Source organism: Halalkaliarchaeum sp. AArc-GB (assembly GCF_031432225.1).
In the GTDB taxonomy this organism is placed as follows: Archaea; Halobacteriota; Halobacteria; order Halobacteriales; family Haloferacaceae; genus Halalkaliarchaeum.
The window spans coordinates 24,201-40,753 of record NZ_JAVKGM010000023.1; the positions used below are offsets into that span (position 1 = coordinate 24,201).

At 63.7% G+C, this 16,553-nt stretch carries 14 protein-coding genes and 1 tRNA gene; 4 read left to right on the forward strand and 11 right to left on the reverse strand.

Annotated features, from left to right (window positions below; all coding sequences use genetic code 11):
- Positions 1–32: 32 nt before the first annotated feature.
- The 6 genes from RH858_RS15890 to RH858_RS15915 all read right to left on the reverse strand — a co-directional run bounded on the left by RH858_RS15890 (position 33) and on the right by RH858_RS15915 (position 5,990).
- Positions 33–278 carry a hypothetical protein gene (locus tag RH858_RS15890; RefSeq protein WP_310562392.1) on the reverse strand — a complete coding sequence of 82 codons (246 nt, stop codon included), beginning with the start codon at positions 276–278 and terminating at the stop codon, positions 33–35.
- A gap of 218 nt (positions 279–496) precedes the next feature.
- Positions 497–569, reverse strand: a tRNA-Pro gene (locus tag RH858_RS15895).
- An 82-nt stretch (positions 570–651) separates the two neighbouring features.
- Positions 652–2,490 (reverse strand): SLC13 family permease, encoded by a 1,839-nt coding sequence (locus tag RH858_RS15900; protein ID WP_310562399.1) that lies wholly within the window; start codon positions 2,488–2,490, stop codon positions 652–654.
- 207 nt (positions 2,491–2,697) lie between these two features.
- Positions 2,698–4,737, reverse strand: coding sequence for a DEAD/DEAH box helicase (locus tag RH858_RS15905; protein WP_310562393.1), 2,040 nt, complete (start codon positions 4,735–4,737; stop codon positions 2,698–2,700).
- A gap of 159 nt (positions 4,738–4,896) precedes the next feature.
- Positions 4,897–5,061: a DUF6757 family protein gene (locus RH858_RS15910; RefSeq protein WP_193588477.1), complete on the reverse strand. Its 165-nt coding sequence runs from the start codon at positions 5,059–5,061 to the stop codon at positions 4,897–4,899.
- Positions 5,062–5,108: 47 nt separating this feature from the next.
- Positions 5,109–5,990, reverse strand: a complete 882-nt coding sequence (locus RH858_RS15915; RefSeq protein ID WP_259534294.1) for a PHP domain-containing protein — start codon at positions 5,988–5,990, stop codon at positions 5,109–5,111.
- A 224-nt stretch (positions 5,991–6,214) separates the two neighbouring features.
- Between RH858_RS15915 and RH858_RS15920 the strand changes: the two genes are divergently transcribed.
- From RH858_RS15920 to RH858_RS15935, 4 genes are all read left to right on the forward strand, one after another.
- On the forward strand, positions 6,215–6,499 hold the full coding sequence (locus RH858_RS15920) for a DUF2795 domain-containing protein (protein WP_259534295.1): 285 nt from the start codon (positions 6,215–6,217) through the stop codon (positions 6,497–6,499).
- Between the two features lie 86 nt (positions 6,500–6,585).
- Entirely contained in the window at positions 6,586–7,779 is a 1,194-nt protein-coding gene (locus RH858_RS15925; RefSeq protein WP_259534296.1) for a DUF2157 domain-containing protein, read from the forward strand.
- A gap of 73 nt (positions 7,780–7,852) precedes the next feature.
- Positions 7,853–10,168, forward strand: a complete 2,316-nt coding sequence (gene ligA / locus RH858_RS15930) for an NAD-dependent DNA ligase LigA (protein ID WP_259534297.1) — start codon at positions 7,853–7,855, stop codon at positions 10,166–10,168.
- A 281-nt stretch (positions 10,169–10,449) separates the two neighbouring features.
- Positions 10,450–11,034: a hypothetical protein gene (locus RH858_RS15935; RefSeq protein WP_310562394.1), complete on the forward strand. Its 585-nt coding sequence runs from the start codon at positions 10,450–10,452 to the stop codon at positions 11,032–11,034.
- 68 nt (positions 11,035–11,102) lie between these two features.
- Here the strand turns inward: RH858_RS15935 and RH858_RS15940 are convergent, their stop codons facing one another.
- Genes RH858_RS15940 through RH858_RS15960 form a run of 5 tightly spaced genes read right to left on the reverse strand, consistent with a single transcriptional unit; the run spans position 11,103 to position 16,463 of the window.
- The gene (locus RH858_RS15940) at positions 11,103–11,630 is read right to left on the reverse strand and encodes a molecular chaperone TorD family protein (protein WP_310562395.1); all 528 of its coding nucleotides are present in this window, start codon (positions 11,628–11,630) and stop codon (positions 11,103–11,105) included.
- Positions 11,631–11,634: 4 nt separating this feature from the next.
- Positions 11,635–12,981, reverse strand: coding sequence for an NrfD/PsrC family molybdoenzyme membrane anchor subunit (nrfD, locus tag RH858_RS15945; protein WP_310562396.1), 1,347 nt, complete (start codon positions 12,979–12,981; stop codon positions 11,635–11,637).
- On the reverse strand, positions 12,981–13,736 hold the full coding sequence (locus tag RH858_RS15950) for a 4Fe-4S dicluster domain-containing protein (RefSeq protein WP_259534301.1): 756 nt from the start codon (positions 13,734–13,736) through the stop codon (positions 12,981–12,983). Before RH858_RS15950 ends, nrfD begins: the two co-directional genes overlap by 1 nt.
- Positions 13,736–16,219 (reverse strand): molybdopterin-dependent oxidoreductase, encoded by a 2,484-nt coding sequence (locus RH858_RS15955; protein WP_310562397.1) that lies wholly within the window; start codon positions 16,217–16,219, stop codon positions 13,736–13,738. The genes RH858_RS15950 and RH858_RS15955 overlap by 1 nt, the downstream gene beginning before the upstream one ends.
- Positions 16,212–16,463: a 4Fe-4S ferredoxin N-terminal domain-containing protein gene (locus RH858_RS15960; RefSeq protein ID WP_310562398.1), complete on the reverse strand. Its 252-nt coding sequence runs from the start codon at positions 16,461–16,463 to the stop codon at positions 16,212–16,214. The genes RH858_RS15955 and RH858_RS15960 overlap by 8 nt, the downstream gene beginning before the upstream one ends.
- Between the last annotated feature and the right edge of the window lie 90 nt (positions 16,464–16,553).

Here is a 16,553-nt window from a genome sequence, read left to right on the forward strand (position 1 = left end):
GACGATCCGTCGAGTCGCCGGATGTCCGCCCCTCACAGTGCGGCATTGCAGTGGGTACACTTGGTCGCGTCGGGGGCGTTGGCGGAGCCGCAGTCCTCGCAGGTCTGTCGATCGGTCGACGAGTCGCTGATCGTTCGGCCGACGAGGAGGGCGAATCCGATCACGACGAGGGCGGCGCCGACGGCCATGCCGCTGAGCTGGAGTGAGAAATACTCGAAGACGAGGGTGACGACCACGATCGCGAGCCCCGTCGCGACGAGCGTATCTCCGAGATTCATGGCGATCTGAAGGTGGCCCTCAAGAATTATTGTTTTGTTGGCTCAAACGACTGGTGAAGCTACTACTGCTTGCTGTCGGTCGCGCAGAGATACGCTGGGCTCGCGCGGATTTGAACCTCGCCATCGAGCTTCCCTCGCTTCGCTCGGGACTCCTCGCTGTCTGATTCAAATCCGCTCCGCAGAAATACTCGGCCCTCGCTGTCGCGAGGGCACTCGTATGGGCTCGCGCGGATTTGAACCGCGGTCAACGGCACCCAAGGCCGCAAGTATACCAGGCTAACCCACGAGCCCTCACCTGAACCAAGGCCGTCCAACGGTGTAAAACGTTTCGTTCACCCGGTTCGTGGAGGTGTTTATAAGGTGCCTCCGGCGGTCAGGGAACCGTACAGCCGCCGGGCGGACACACGCCCCAGATCGCGGCGATCCCCAGCGTCGTCACGACGGCGAGCAACAACTGCAACGGCCCGCCGACGCGGGCGAAGTCCGAGAACCGGTAGCCGCCGGGGCCGTAGACCATCAGATTCGTCTGGTAGCCGACCGGCGTCATGAACGCCGTCGAGGCCGCGAACGTCACCGCCAGTACGAACGAAAACACGTTTGCGCCGATCGCCGCCGCGGCGTCGAACGCCACCGGAATCATCAACACGACGCTCGCGTTGTTGCTTATGAGGTTCGTCAACGCCGCGGTGACGAGATAGAACACACCGAGCAACACGATCGGCTCGTAACCCCCCGCAGTCGACAGCGTCACCGCCGCGAGCCACTCGGCACCGCCAGTTCGCTCCATTGCCATCCCCAGCGGGATCACGCCCGCCAGTAGGAAGATCACGTTCCAGTCGACCGCGTCGTACACCTCGTTGGGCTTTAGACAGCCGCTGACGACCATCGCCACCATCCCCGCCAGCGCGGTCACGAGGATGGAATATCCCGTAAACGCCGCCCCGAAGACGACCGCCGCGACGATCCCGACCGCGATCGGCGTCTTCTCCTCCCTGAACTGGGGGCGTTCGACGTCGCCGACGACGACGAACGCCCGGTTGCCCGCGAGCCGTCGCACCGTGTCGTCGCTGGCCTGGAGCAACAGCGTGTCGCCGCCACGAAGCGGTCGTTCGTCCATGCGGGCGTGGATGATCTCCCCGCCGCGACGGATCGCGAGCACCGACGCGTCGTACCGATCCCTGAAACTCAGCGTTTCCAGGGTCTCACCGATGATTCCGCTGTCCGGAGAGACGACGACTTCCACGAGACGCTGTTCGGTCTCCGTGGTCGTCTCGTCAGTCTCGACCTGTAGCTGTGTCTCGTCGACTTCGGCGTCGGGTGCCAGTTTCAGCCCCTCGGTCTCGATGAGTTCGATGAGACTGTCGCGGTCGGTCCGGAGCACCAGCACGTCGTCGACCTGTACCTGTTTTCGCGCCAGGGGTTCGGTGAACGCCTTCGATCCACGGACTAACTGTAACAGATCTGCGTCGATGTCGACCTCGTCGAAGCATTGTCCTATGGTCTTGCCGACGAACGGCGACTTCTCGGTGACGACCACCTCGGTGAGGTACTCGGTCATCTGGAACTCCTCGGTGAGGTCCTCACGGGGTTTGATGCGCTCGGGAACCAGCCATGGGCTCGCGACGAACAGATAGACGCTGCCGACCGCGAGCACAAGCACCCCGAGCGCGGTGAACTCGAACATACCGAACGGCGTCGTCTCGGCCCCGCCGAGCCGGTCGTACACGTCCGAGGCCAGGATGTTCGTCGACGTCCCGATCAGTGTGAGCGTCCCGCCCATCATCGACGCGAACGACAGCGGCATCAACAGCGTCGATGGCGACGTCTTCGTCCGGTTTGCGATGTTCGACACCATCGGGATCATCACCGCCACGACCGGCGTGTTGTTGATGAACCCGGCTGACCCGCCCGAGAGGCCGATCACCGCGCCCAGCTGCCGCTTTGGGTCGTTGCCGGTCCAGTCGACGATTCGATCGCCGATCGTCCGGACGACGCCGGTACGCCGGATCCCCTCGCTCAACACGAACATCGCCAGCACGGTGATCGTCGCCGGTGAGGCGAACCCGGAAATACCGTCGGCAGGGCTGATCGTCGTGAACGGCTCCAGAACGACGAGAACGACGATGAGCGCCACCGCGGTGATGTCGATCGGCACTGGCTCGGTGAGAAACAACACGAGCGCGAGTCCGATCACCCCGAAGACGACGAACATCTCCGGCGTCACCGGCGGAACGTCGGCGACGAGTGGAGCCCACGCTACGGCTGTGGACATAACCCACTCGCCGACAGCGATCGGCGTCCGAAGCGACGCGATCGAACTCCCGAGAACCACACCCACTATCTCGCCACAGGCGAACAAAAAGATTGGAGGTCGGTGGCGACGGACGATTTCGGCCCGAGGCTGGAGCTTCGCTGGCGATCACAGTTCGTTTTCCGCCAGTTCCAGATCAGCAACCAGGTCGTACGGATCCGTCCCCGTACGGATCCCATCGAGGATCCGGAACGCCTGATCGGGAGCCAGGAAGTGCCGCGTCACCGCCCGCCCCAGCGGCGTCGGGGAGAAGCCGTCGATGAATCCCCATTCGAGGAGTTTGCCGATCGCGTGTTTCGTCGGGACCTCCCCGACCATCCGGTCGTTGAGCCGCTTCGCGCGTTTGCCGGCGACGGTGACGTTCGCGAGCGTCTCCTCGACGGCCGCCCGCTCGTCGTACTGGGTGATCACGTCCTCCATCTCCCCTTTCAGGAGTTTGAACGCAACCTCGTCTTCTGTTCCCTCCATGGAGTTGTGATACGCACAGTCGGGTTCGACCAGCAGGTACACCCTCCCCCTGTCGTGGTAGTCCGGCCGACCGGCACGACCGAGCATCTGCTCGAACTCCTGGACCGAGAGCCACTCGATGCCCATCGCCAGCGAATCGAAGACCACCTGCGAGGCGGGGAAGTCGACACCCGCCGCGAGCGCCGCGGTCGTGACCACCGCCGCGAGGTCCTGGTCGCCGAACTGGCGCTCGACTCGCTTGCGCTGTCGGTAGTCGAGCCCGGCGTGATACGGCGCCGACGAGTACTGTAATTTCCGCGAGATCTCGTGGCATCGTCGCCGGGAGTTGGTAAAGACGATCGTTTGCCCCCGGTACCCTTTCGAGGACTTGGTGTCGAACTCGCGTTGTACCAGGCGATCGGCGATCCGGACTTTCTCCCGACCGTCGGCGAAGGTGACGTGCCGCTCGATCGGTACCGGCCGTTCCTCGAACTCGATCAGCGTCGCCCGGAGCCGCCGAGCCAGTTCCTCCGGGTTCCCGACGGTCGCCGAAAGGAAGACCCACTGTGCCGGTGACTCGTTTTCCGTCTCGGCGTAGTACCGGAGCCGCGAGATGAGGCCGTCGAGCCGGTGGCCTCGCTCTGGCTCTTTCAAGGTGTGGATCTCGTCGATCACGACGGTGCCGACCTCGCCGAGGTCCTTGCCGGTCCGGAGGGCGTGGTCGACCCCCTCGTAGGTGCCAACGATCACGTCGGCGCCGGGGTCGAACCGGGTGCCGTCGTCGTTGATTCGCGAGGCGCCCACGCGGATGGTGACGTCGACGAGGTCGCCGTACCGTTCCTCGAAGTCCTCATGTTTCTGGTTCGCAAGCGCGACCAGCGGCACCAGAAACAGCAGCTTCCCGTCGCCTTTCAGCGCCCGATCGATCCCCGCCAGCTCGCCCACGAGCGTCTTCCCGGTCGCGGTCGCGCTGACGACCAGCTGGTCGCGCCCCTCGAGGAGGCCGTTTCGAACCGACAGCGACTGGACGGGAAGCAGCGTCTCGAATCGCTCTTCGGTGCGCGCCTTCAGCTCCGGATGGACGTCGAGATCGGCGGTCCGGACGGGGTCGACGTCGTCGACTGTCGCTGACACCTCGTCGAACTTGGTGAGATCGGGATCCAGTCCGCCCTGGACGAGGTTCGTGATGCGCTGGAGGTCGCGCGTCTCGAGTAACAACTCTTCGAGCCGATCCTTCGCAGCCGCTGTAAACTCACCCTTATAAGCGAGCTCGCGCTCCAGCTGTTCGCGGGCGCAGTCCGGACAGATCTCCTCGTGTTCGGTCGCGATCGCGGTGTCGGACGTGATCGGCCGGTAACGGCCGTCGTTTGCACACCGGCGGCAGGTCCGGACGACCTGCGCTTCGAGCTGATATCCCGAAAGGAGGTCCTGTAGCTCCGTTCGTCCCGATATCGAGGTCTGTTCGGAGATGCGGATCCGCTCTGCCCGGCGAGCGAGTTCGACGAACTCCTCGGGCGACCGGGGTTCACGCTGCTCGCCGCGGACGATCAGAAACTTCCCGGGCCGGGGCCCCGCCGACGTCTCCTTCGTCTCCAACACGCCACGGAAGCGTCGCTTCCCGTCGCGCCGGACGACGACGGTGTACTCGTCGCCCGACTCGTGCAAGAACAGCGTTTCGACGTCGAGGGCCTGCTTCGACACGGTTTGGCGACTGTATGCGAGTCGGATACTTCAGCGATTCGTTGCAGAACGGTCGGATCGGGGACAACGACGCCGAGAACCACCAGTGGCCGGGGTCAGTTATCGGCGTTCGGAGGGAGAATCGGTTCGCTGCGGGGATCGGGCGAACGACCGGAAGCCTCACTCGGCGCGGTCGACGTCGATCTGCTCTCGGAGGGCGGAGAGCTCGTCGGACTCGGCGAGCTCCTCCAGGCGCTCCTGGAAATGTTCCTCACAGAGGCCGACGCGGATGCTGTCCTTCTCCGCGGCGTATGCGGCCTCCCGGTCGCAGTAGTGGCAACGCATACCTGGGGTTACGTGCGTTCGGATTTAAGCGTTGGCAAGATGATCCGTCAGTTGTCTTTGAGCAACTGCTCTCGAACCGGGGCGAACGCCGCCGTGTCGAGCCCCGCCGTCCCAAGCTCCGTTCCGTGGGCGTCGCTGCCGCCCGTCGCGAGTAAATCGTGTCGACATCGGGCGTCTTCGACTGCGGCGGCGCCCTCCCGGTCGGGATCGACGCCGTCGCCGTACGGGTAGTACACCTCGACGGCGTCGAGCCCCCCGGCGAGTTCCAGTGCAGCCTCCGGATCCCCATATCGGAGCGGGTGCGCCAGCCCGACGAGCCGGCCCGCCTCCCGCAGGAGTTCGACCCCGCGCTCGAAGGAGGGGACGTTCCTGGCGACGAAACACGGCCCGCCGTCGCCGATCAGTTCGTCGAACGCCCCTTCGTAATCCAGCGGCGCGTCGCTTTCGGCGATCGCTCGCGCGACGTGTGGCCGACCGACACCTCGTTCGATCGGGACGTCGAGTTCGACGCCCAGCTTCGACTCGACGAGCCGGACGATCTCTCGAGCGCGCTCGATTCGGTCCTCCTGGATCCGGTCCAGTTCCGATCGAAGCTCCGCCGTCGGTTCGATCGCGTACCCGAGCAGGTCGACGCGGAACGGTTCCTTCGATCGAGCAGTCCCGGCCGCGTTCTCTGCTAGCCGATCGGGCTCTCCCTCGACCCGGAGTTCGATACCCCGGACGATCCGGACGCCCTCCCGCCGGACGATCGGCGACGACAGCTCGGGATGGAGCCGATCGTGATCCGTGATCCCCACCCACGAGAGCCCGGCGTCCCGTGCCGCCGCCGGAACCGCCCCCAGCTCCAGTTCGCCGTCCGAAACGGTCGTGTGGACGTGGAGATCGGCCACCAGCCCGCTGTCGACAGTTCTGGATCCCTGAGTACCCATCTGGAACGGCGTTGTGCGCTTGGCGGCATGAATCCTCCGTGTTTCCGGCCGGCGTCTTCTCTGCCGGTCGCTATTCTTCCGATGTCTCTTCGATCGACCGCCTACCAATCGACGGACGTGGCACTCCTGCACACATTATCATCCTTAAGGACGTCGTAACAGTTCAGCCAAACTAAGGTTCTACATGGCAAATAATTATATTAGTCCGGCAGTCACCATCGCCCATGCGACTGAATGGCACCGGCGACAAGCTGGACACTCACGAGTATCCCGCAACGCGCGAGGAGATCATCGAGGCGTATGGCGATCGTAGCATTGAACTGCCAAACGGGACGGAGACGCTTGGGTCGGTGCTCGAACGGATCGGGGACGAGACCTACGAGGACGCTGCGGACGCCCGGACGGCGGTGTTCACCGGCGTCGGCTACGAGGCTGTCGGCCGGCGGTTCTACAGCGACCGCGATCCGACCGCCCTGGGCGAGGACGGTCCCGAACCCGTCTCCTTTTGAGCGATCGTTCGGGTCTCTGATCCGGAACCGCAGTCGGACCTCGATTTCCCACTAGATATATCTTCACGCCGACTGACACTCTACCCGTGGACCCCGACGACCTCCGCGGAGAAGTCGTCGACTGGGTCGAGGAGGGGCTGATCTCGCCCGACCAGGCCCGCCGGATCCTCGACCGGTACGACGTCGACCCGCCCGAACCCCTCCAGGAACCGTCGGGAGCCGAGCGCTCCCGAACCGTCACCGCGATCGCCCTCATGGGTGGCCTGCTCGTCGCCGCCGGGATCGGCCTGTACGTCGCCACCGCCTGGGAGAACATCCCGCGACTGCTCCGTGCGGGGATCCTGCTCGTGGTTCCCGCCGTCGGCTTCCTCGGCTCGCTCCGACTCGTCGCCCGACAACGTCCGCGGGTCGGACACGGCATCTGGTTTGCGAGTGCCGCGTTCGTCGGCGCGACGGTGTTCTTGCTGTCGGACCTGTACACACTCGACGTCGAGTCGGCGTGGCTGTTCCTCGTCTGGGCGGGTGTAGCGATCGCCGCCGGCCACGCGTATCCCTCGCGACCGACGACGGCGCTGGGGCTGCTTCTCTCGGGCGCGCTCGTCGTCGACGTGGCCGACGGACTCGGCGTGGATCCGGTGTTCCCGGTCGGCGCGCTCGGGGTGTTTCTCTTCGTCGTCGGCGCGAATCGACTCGACGCATTTGCACTCGAGGCTGGGACTGCGGATTCGGGCGTGGACGCGATCTATCGACTCGTCGGCTTCGGCTTTGCGGTCCTCGGAGTGCTCGCTATCGCTGCCTCCTCGAGCGTGGGGTCGTTTCCGGACCCGGGAGGGACGCTCATGGCGCTGTTGTTCGCCGTCGCCGCCGTCGCGACGGTCGGCGTCGGATGGAGGCTGTACGGGGCCGGCATTTCCCCGTCGTCGTCGCGCGGGACGGCCGCACTCTGGGCCGCCGGCGTCCTCCTCGTTCTGGGATTTGGGACCGTGTTCGTCCAGTACGCCACGGGACTTCCGGAGCTCGTGGGCGTGTTCGGGACGCACGCGCTCTCGCTTGCCGTGCTGGTCGGGGGCGTCGTCGTCGGCTATCGGACCGACGCTCGGGGAATCGTGAACGTCGTCGCGCTGGCGTTTCTCCTCCAGCTTTTGTTTTTCCTGGAGGCGACGATCGCTGGGGTACTCCCCCAGTCGCTGGCGCTGGTGATCGCCGGGATCGTCCTGCTTTCGGCTGCGTTCGGGCTCGAACGCGGTCGCCGGCGGCTGTTCGCCCGGATGAACAGGTAATCGTCTGCAGGATCGACGCTCGCGACGAGGCGCAACCGGTTTTACTTTAGTCTTTGCGCGGCAGCTATCGACAATGAGCGACGAGGTCCAGGACGTTCACTACGCTGAACCGGACAACCCCTATCTCCGGGACGCGCCGGCGGAATTCGAGCCCGTCGAGGAGATCGACGCCGGGACGGCACGCGAGCAGGCCGAACGGTTGCGCGAGGCGATCCGGGAACACGACTACCGGTACTACGTGCTCGCGGACCCGATCGTCGCAGACGAGACGTACGACCGGCTGTTCGCCCGCCTCGAGGAACTCGAATCCGCCTTCGAGCTGGTGACCGAGGACTCTCCGACCCAGCGAGTCGGCGGGGAACCGCTCGACGAACTGGAGACGGTCGAGCACACCGCGCCGATGCTGTCGATCGACCAGTCGACGGACGCCGACGACCTCCGGGAGTTCGACGACCGGGTACGCCGGGAGCTACGGAATGCTGGCTTCGACGAGCCGACGTATCTGTGCGAGCCGAAGTTCGACGGGCTCTCCGTGGAAATCGTTTATCGCGACGGCAACTACGTCAGGGCGGCGACCCGGGGGGACGGCCGTCGCGGCGACGACGTCACCGAACAGGTCCGGACGATCCGGGCTGTGCCCATGCGACTTCGGGGGAATCCCCCCGCGGTCCTGGCCGTCCGCGGGGAGGTGTACATGCCGAAGGACGACTTCAGGGCGTACAACCGCGACCGCGTCGAGGCAGGCGAGGACCCGTTCGCCAACCCACGCAACGCGGCCGCCGGAACCATCCGTCAGCTCGACCCGGACGTCGTCGCCGAGCGACCGCTCTCGATCTACTTTTTCGACGTGCTCGCCTGGGAGACCGATCCGGATCCTGACGCGCTCCCCGAGGCGCTTTCGCGGGCGAGTACCGGCGACACGTCGGACGAATCCCCCGGGACTGCCGCCGGGGAGGAGGATCAGCTCACGCTCGATGCGCTCGAGGAGGCGGTCGACTCCGGCGAGGAGGGCGGGGACCGAGACGACGGGGACCAGTCGACGGACGCCGAGACCCTTTCCGGCGGTCGGGAGCAGCCCCCGACCCACGCCGCGGAGTTCGAGGCGTTCAGGGAGTTCGGGCTCCGTGTGGCCCACGAGCACGTCGAGCAGGTCGACGACGTCGAGGCGGCCGTCGCGTATCGGGACCGGATGATGGACCTCCGCGAGGGGCTCCCGTTCGAAATCGACGGCACGGTGATCAAGGTGAACAACCGGGAGGCCTGCGATCACCTCGGGGCGACAGCCCGGTCGGTCAGGTGGGCGTTCGCCTACAAGTTCCCGGCCAGAAGCGGCGAGACGACGATCCGGGACGTGGTGGTTCAGGTCGGCCGGACGGGACGGCTCACCCCGGTCGCCCTGCTCGACCCAGTCGAGGTCGGCGGGGTCACCGTTTCGCGGGCGACGCTGCACAACCCCAGCGAGATCGAAACGCTGGGCGTCGGCGTCGGAGATCGGGTGGCGGTAAAGCGGGCGGGGGACGTCATTCCGCAGGTGACGGAGGTGCTCGAACACGGATCGCAGGGCCACTTCGAGTTCCCCGAGGAGTGTCCCGTCTGCGGAAGCCCAGTGGATCGTGACGGCCCGCTGGCGTACTGCAGCGGGGGGTTGGGCTGTCCCGCCCAGCTGGAACGGACGATCGAACATTACACCAGCCGCCAGGCGCTCGACATCGACGGGCTGGGTCCCGAACGCGTCGAACAGCTCCGGGAGGCAGGGCTCGTGGAGTCGTTGGCCGACCTCTACCGACTCGACCGCGAGGACCTCGCCCAGCTCGAAGGCTGGGGCGAAAAGAGCGCCGAGAACCTGCTCTCCGAACTCGAGGGGACCCGGGAACCGTCGCTCGCGGACTTCCTCACCGGGCTGGGGATCCCGGAGGTGGGGGCGTCGACGGCGACGGAGCTCGCCCGGGCGTTCGGAACCCTCGGCGCCGTGATGGACGCCGATCGGGAGGAGCTGGAGGCGGTGCCGGACGTCGGCCCCGAGGTCGCCCGGAAGATCCGAGACTTCTTCGACACCGAGGAGAACCGTCGGGCAATCGAGGAGCTCACCGAGTACGTCGACCCCCAGTCCCCCGATGTCGACGACGCCGGCGACGAACTCGAGGGGCTGACGTTCGTCTTTACCGGATCGCTGTCGATATCGCGACGCGAGGCGAGCGACCTGCTCGAACGGTACGGCGCGAACGTCACCTCGAGCGTCTCCGGCAACACAGACTACCTCGTCGTCGGCGAGGATCCGGGAACATCGAAGCGGGAGGACGCCGACGCCAACGACGTACAGCAGATCGGAGAGGAGGGACTGGCAGGGATGCTTTCGGACCGCGGGATCGAGTGGCCGGAATCCGGCTGATACGGGACGTGTTTCGCTTCGTCGGCACTTGGGAGTGTCTGTCCGCTCGTGCGATCAGTCCATCGCCCGGCATAGTCTCCCGATCGCATCCCACTTCGATCAGTTCGTTCGACGTTCCCCCCGAGTTCGCCGTGGTTCTCCGCCGTCCCGATCGTATCGATCGCCGTCACACCGCCGACTGCCTTCAAATATCTGGCCGTACTAGATGACTTTATCAGTTCGAACGGTCATTATTCACCTGGATGAGAAAACTCCTGCGTCGCACGTACCTGAACGGTGGTGTGACCTTGCTCTTCGGAGGTGCCTTGAGCGGTTGTCTCGGCAACAGGGACGACTCCGTACCCACCGAGAACGACGCATCGACACCGGAGGAACCGGATTCCGAAGGGGAATTGGAACCACAGACCGAAGACGAGGAGTGTCCCGACGACGAGGAAACCGAAGCGGGGAACCGGGAGACCGACCTCCCGCGCATCGAAAACCTCGTTCTAGCTGTCGACGAACCGACTGGCTATCGGGAGTACACTCCAGTCCAGGACGCCGTCTACTCCCCTGGGTCTACTGTCTGGATATACTTCGAACCGTTCGGCCTCGCGACTCAGTCGGGTGGATGCGGGGCGGCTCGTCTCCGATACAGTCACTCGCTGGTTGGAACTGGTCCCGGTGGAGACATCTTTCTCGAGGATGAAGAAGTCGTTTACAGAGAAGTCTCGACGGACGAAAGCAAGAAACAGTACGTGGTTCGAAGGTTCGACCTCGCGGAAACAGCTGATCCGGGGACTTACTCCCTCGATGTGACGATAGTTGATTCCTACACGAACGAACAGGATTCTCGGACGATTACGGTCACTGTTGCCAGTGAGTGAGGTGCGACGTGCGTCGAGATCGGGTAACCGCTCCATCGCTGTGAAATTTTAAAAACAACCTGCCAGTATCAGAAGAGAGCGTCTTCGGTGGCGTCCGCGAGTTCGGCGTAGAACGGCTCGCGAGTCTCGGCACGCACTCCGTCGAGGAACGACCGCATCCACTGGCGTGGGTGTTCCTCGAGGAACTGCTCGAGGGCGTCGGCGTCCCCTTCGGCAGCCAGATGTCCAGCGAACTCGAGTTCAGTGGCGACGTGGTCTGGGAGGTCCGGCCAGTCCGGATCCAGCCCTAGATCGTACGTCTGGTACCACTTTACGACGGCGCCTGTCGAGGGGCCCAGTACGTTCCCAGGAGCAGCCTCTTCTCCATCGCGGTAGACGCTCTCGTATGGTGGACACGGCGGTCCCTTCGGTCCGACGAACAGGCGGGTGTGTTCGAGGCGCAACTCCTCGGCCGTCACCGTCTCCACGTCCGGAACGACTGCCGACAGCGTATCCTCATTGATCGCCTCGACGAGCGTCTCGTCCGGCTGTCGCCAGCAGCGCGCGAGCACCGCATATCCGCTGGCAAACTGTCTGGTATCGTCGGCGGTTGCCATTACGTCACTCACCACGCGCTCGTTCGTCGCGTTCACAGCCGCCGTCGGCGACTGCAGCGTCAGTCACGGGTGTATCGCGCTCGTGGAGTCCGACGGTTTCGCCGGGCTGAATTGGGATGAACCGCAGTCCGACAGTCACGATCAGTGCGCCCAGTGCGATGATACCCACTGAAACGAGCAGCTCTATGGGTGTCGGCGTGTAGGCGCCGACGGTCGTCCAGACGTCCGCCCCGATGCCGGTGTAGCCACGACCAGTCGTTACACCCGGAGAGTCCCCGATGTTTAGCTCGGTGTAACCGGTGAACACCAGATAGATCCCTTCAAAGAGGATCCCGACGATCGCCAGGACGCTCGCGGTGACGACCGCCCAGACTTTCTTGCGGACCGACGGAATCACTAGCAGCGCGAGCGGGATCGCACCGCCGACGACCGTCCAGATCCAGAAGTGGATCGAGTCGCCGATCAGGAACGAACTGGTAATCGCCCAGAACTCGAAGTTCTCCGCCCAGGCGATCGGGAGGCGTTCGGCCGCCACGAGGTAGACGATGTGGAGTGCGATGAAGACGCCCAGGATTTTCCCGAGTTCCGGCACCAGCTTTTCGGGCAGGCGGTAGCGGGTGAATTTATCCGCGAGCACCGCGGTCACCAGCAGGAGGCCGAGGCCGGACACGAGCGCTTTCATGATGAACATCGGCGCGACGAGCGGGCTGAACCAGTCGCCACGACCGATCTGGAGGCCGAAGATCCAGCCGGTCACGGAGTGAAGCATGATGGCGAGCGGGATAGCGACCGCGGCCGCCCAGAAGGCTTTTTTGCGGTCGGCTTCCCGTCCGGTTTCGGTGTCCTGAACGCCGAAGGCGAGCGGCGAGCCCATCTTCGCGAGGTCACGGCGGGTCAACAGCCAGAGATACCAGGCGCTGAAGAGGCCGTAGACGACGACGATGCCGAAGTCCCAGACCATCGGGGATCGGAAGTCCGGCGAGGTGATGAAGCCGGTGAGCTGGCTGGGCCGACCCAGGTCGGGGATGATCATGAGCCCGGCAACGACGATGCAGGCGAAACTGAGCAACACGCCCAGGGCCGCGAGACTGTCGTAGCGTTTCGAGTGGAAGAACTTGGGGACACTCGAGATGATGAGACCGCCGGCCGAGAGGCCGACGAAGAAGACGAACAGCATGATGTACAGCGCCCACGAGAAGACGTTGTCCATGCCGGTGACGACCAGTCCCTGACTGAGTTGATACAGCCAGGCAGCGAGGCCGGCGCCGACGAGGACGACGAGTGCGAGCAGCCAGATGCGGCCTTTGGTGCCGAACTGCGGGATCGCGAGCCCGGAGTCTTCAGTGCTCATCAGTTCTCACCTCCATCGGTAGAGGCGAACCCTGGTGGGGGGGAGTCATCGCCATCGGCCAGCGACTCTTTCTTCGGTGTCCCCTCCAGTTCGTTGCCCGTTTGCGGGCGGCCGGGGCTCATCTTCCCACGCACGTAGTAGGTGTTGGGCTCGGTGTCGAGGTCTTCGAGTAGACGGTCTGTTTCGTACTTTTTGACGTAGCGCGAGACCGTGCTTTCCGGGTCGTCGAGGTCGCCGAAGATTCGGGCATCCGCCGGACAGCCGATCGCACAGGCGGGATCGATCCCTTTTTCGAGGCGGTGTGTACAGAACGTGCACTTTTCGACGACGCCTTGCGGTCGCTCTTCGACGTGCCCAGTCCCGTCTGCGGGAATGGTCTTCGATTCGTCGAAGTTGAACACGCGAGCGTTGTACGGGCAGGCTGCCATGCAGTAGCGACAGCCCATACACTTCTCGTAGTCGATTTCGACGATGCCGTCCTCGCGCGTGTACGTCGCGTTAACCGGACAGACTTTGACACAGGGCGCGTTCTGGCAGTGCTGGCACGCCGTCGGCTGATGTTTCATCTCCAGTGAGCCGTCGCGGCCGAACGTCGGATACTCTCCTGCAGGCGTGTCCATATTGTCGCCTCCTTCCGTCAGTATCCTGTTCCACTGCTGGTCCAGGGAGACGTTGTTCTCCTGGCTGCAGGAGATCGCACAGGCCTGACAGCCAATACACCGTTCCAGGTCGATTACCATTCCGTAGCTTGTCATTAGTCGTCACCTCCGACTGTTCCCGTTTCGAGCCAGTCGGCTGGCTCGGGGTCCTCGTACATGCTCGTATCCACGTCGTCAGGTGCTGACTCGACTTCTACGCGCACGTCGTAGAAACAGAACGTGGGTGCGAGTTCGTTGACCTCCGTGTGCGTGAGGTCCTGTAGGTTCCCTTCGATGAAGTCCTCCGTCCACCAGCCCTGGTCGGTGTTGACCAGCCCCGGTTGATAGCCTTCGTTGTATTTCGCTTTGACAACCATCTCACCGCGTTCGTTGTGCACGCGGACGTAGTCTCCGTCTTCGATTCCGCGTTCTCGAGCATCATCGGGGTGGATGTCGAGACGTGGCTCGGGGTCGAACTTTCGGACCACGGCGTTGTCGGCCCACTGAGAGTGAATCCGCCACTTCGAGTGTTTCTGCATGAACAGCAGTGGGTACTCGTCTGCGAGTTCGTGGTCGTCGGCGCTTCGATCTTCGATCGGGCGCGGGAGATCGAGTACAGTTCCCTCGTCCTCGACCGGCTGATCCTCGTCGTAGATCTCGATTCGACCGGTGTCTGTCGGGAACGGATCCGTGTATTCGATGATATCATCTTTCACGCGGATGTTCCCCCGTTCTCGCAGGTCGTCGAAGTCGAACCGGGGATCGTAGGACGCGATCTTCCGAAGCTCTTCGTGCTTGTCACCCTCGAAGAGGTCCTCGTATCCGAGTCGCTCTGCGAGGTCGTTGATGATGTAGTAATCGTCACGAGCCTCCCAGAGTGGTTCGTGCGCCTGCTGTCTGTAGCTGATGTGGGGATGGGACCCCCACGCGTCCGAGATGTCCTCGCGCTCGAACCAGTGGGCTGCTGGCAGCATAATATCCGCGTGCTGGACTGTCGGCGTGTTGTGGATGTCGGCCATCACGAACAGGTCGACGTTCTCCAGCAGGTCAATCCAGAGTTTCCGGTCCGGGAACTGGTTGACAAGCATGTTTGACTCCATCCCGTAGATGACTTTCAGGGGGTATGGGTCACCGTGACGAAGGGCGTCGATGTTCTGGTGGTGTCGCAACGATGACGCTCCGACACCGCCAGGTCGCCGAGCGCCGTAATCACCGGAAATCAGCGACGTTCCGGACGGGTGGTGGGAGTGAAGCGTACCGGATTTCCCGTAATCGCCAGTCAGCCCCATCAGGATTGCGTAGGTCTGTCCGAAGACGTGGCCGTACTTGTACCGGCCGATCGCATAGCTCGGACAGACGCCACCGGGCCCTCTCGTGGCGAGCCACTCTGTCATCTGTCGAATGTCGTCGGCGTCGATCTGGGCAACCTCTGCAACGCGTTCCGGTGTGTACTCTTCGACGTGCTCTTCGAGAAGCGTCAGCCCCGTCGTCCCCGTAATTCCTCCGAGTTCGTACTCCCCGAACAGTTCGACATCGGCGTAGGTGTCGGGTTCGAGCGGTACTGGATCGCCTGTTTCTCGATCGACTCCGACGACGCGGTCGTCGTCTTCGTCGCCGTCGGGGAGATCTGCGATCCGGAGCATCTTCTGGGTGTCGTTTCGGACCAGCGCCCCGGCGGTCGTGCGCTCGCGAAGGAATTCCGCGTCGTAGGTCTCCGAATCGAGCACCTCGTGTATCATGGCGAGGCCGAGATGCACGTCTTTCCCCGGTTTGATTGGTATCCAGAGGTCGGCCTTCGATGCCGTCGTGGTATAGACCGGGTCTACCACGACGAGTTTCGCGCCACGTTCCATGGCATCGAGAATCTTCGAGGCGTCGTTCTGGAACTGACTTTTCAGGATGTCGGATCCCCAGACGATGATCGTGTTGGCGTTAACCCAGTCCTCGGATTCGTTCGTCGGCGGAAGGAAAAACCCGTATCCAGTAATGCGGTTGAACCCGACCCCGACGTTCGTGTCTATCGACCAGCCCTGGGTCGTACCGCCGAACATGCTCGCCAAGCGGCTGAAAATCCTCGTTCCCATTCCGTTGTCGCCAGAACCGGTGTGGAAGAAGACGCTCTCCGGGCCGTACTCGTCGCGAACGCGGAGCATCTCGTCGGCAATGTAATCGAGCGCTTCGTCCCACTCGATCCGCTCGAACTCGGCGTCTTCGCCACGTCCCTGCGGATTCGGATCGCCGGGCGACCAGTCTGTCCGCTTCATCGGGTATTTCAACCGTTTCGGGCTGTATACTCGCTGAATGTGTGACTGACCGAGCAGACACGCCCGACGATACTGTTCGTCGTCGGTCATTTGCGGTTCGACGAACTTGATCTCTCCATCGCGCACGTAGACGTTGAGGGGGCATTTCCCCCGACAGTTCGGCGCACACGACGTCGTGACTACCTCCGATTTGTCGATGAGTCCCTCGACCTGCGCTGGATTCGTCTCCGAGAGCGACAGACTGTAGTCTCCCCCGCCGAGGCCGAGAACACCTGCTGCAGCTCCGGCTCCCAGTAGTACAGAGCGCCGGCTGACGCCGTCCCTGTCGTCACTCATCACTTTTCACCTGCTTTGTCGGCCTGTTGTCGACGCCGAACTCCTCGACGACGTCCTCGTGATATTTCTCCTGGAACTCTCCTTCCGACATCTCGCCGATGCTGACCCGGATTGCGTCCCGGCCCATGCGCTTTCCCAGTTCCGTGTCGTGGGCACTCTCCTCGAGTACGTCCTCCACTGTCCGTTCCCACTCCTCGTCATCTAGCACGTCCGCCATCCTTCGCGGACTTCGATCGGTATTCATTGTGTAGTTCCTCTACAATCATATCTAGCGCTCCCGGAGCCATCCATCCGCGCGGCCATAGTTGCCTTCTTTAAGTACTACTACGTGTAG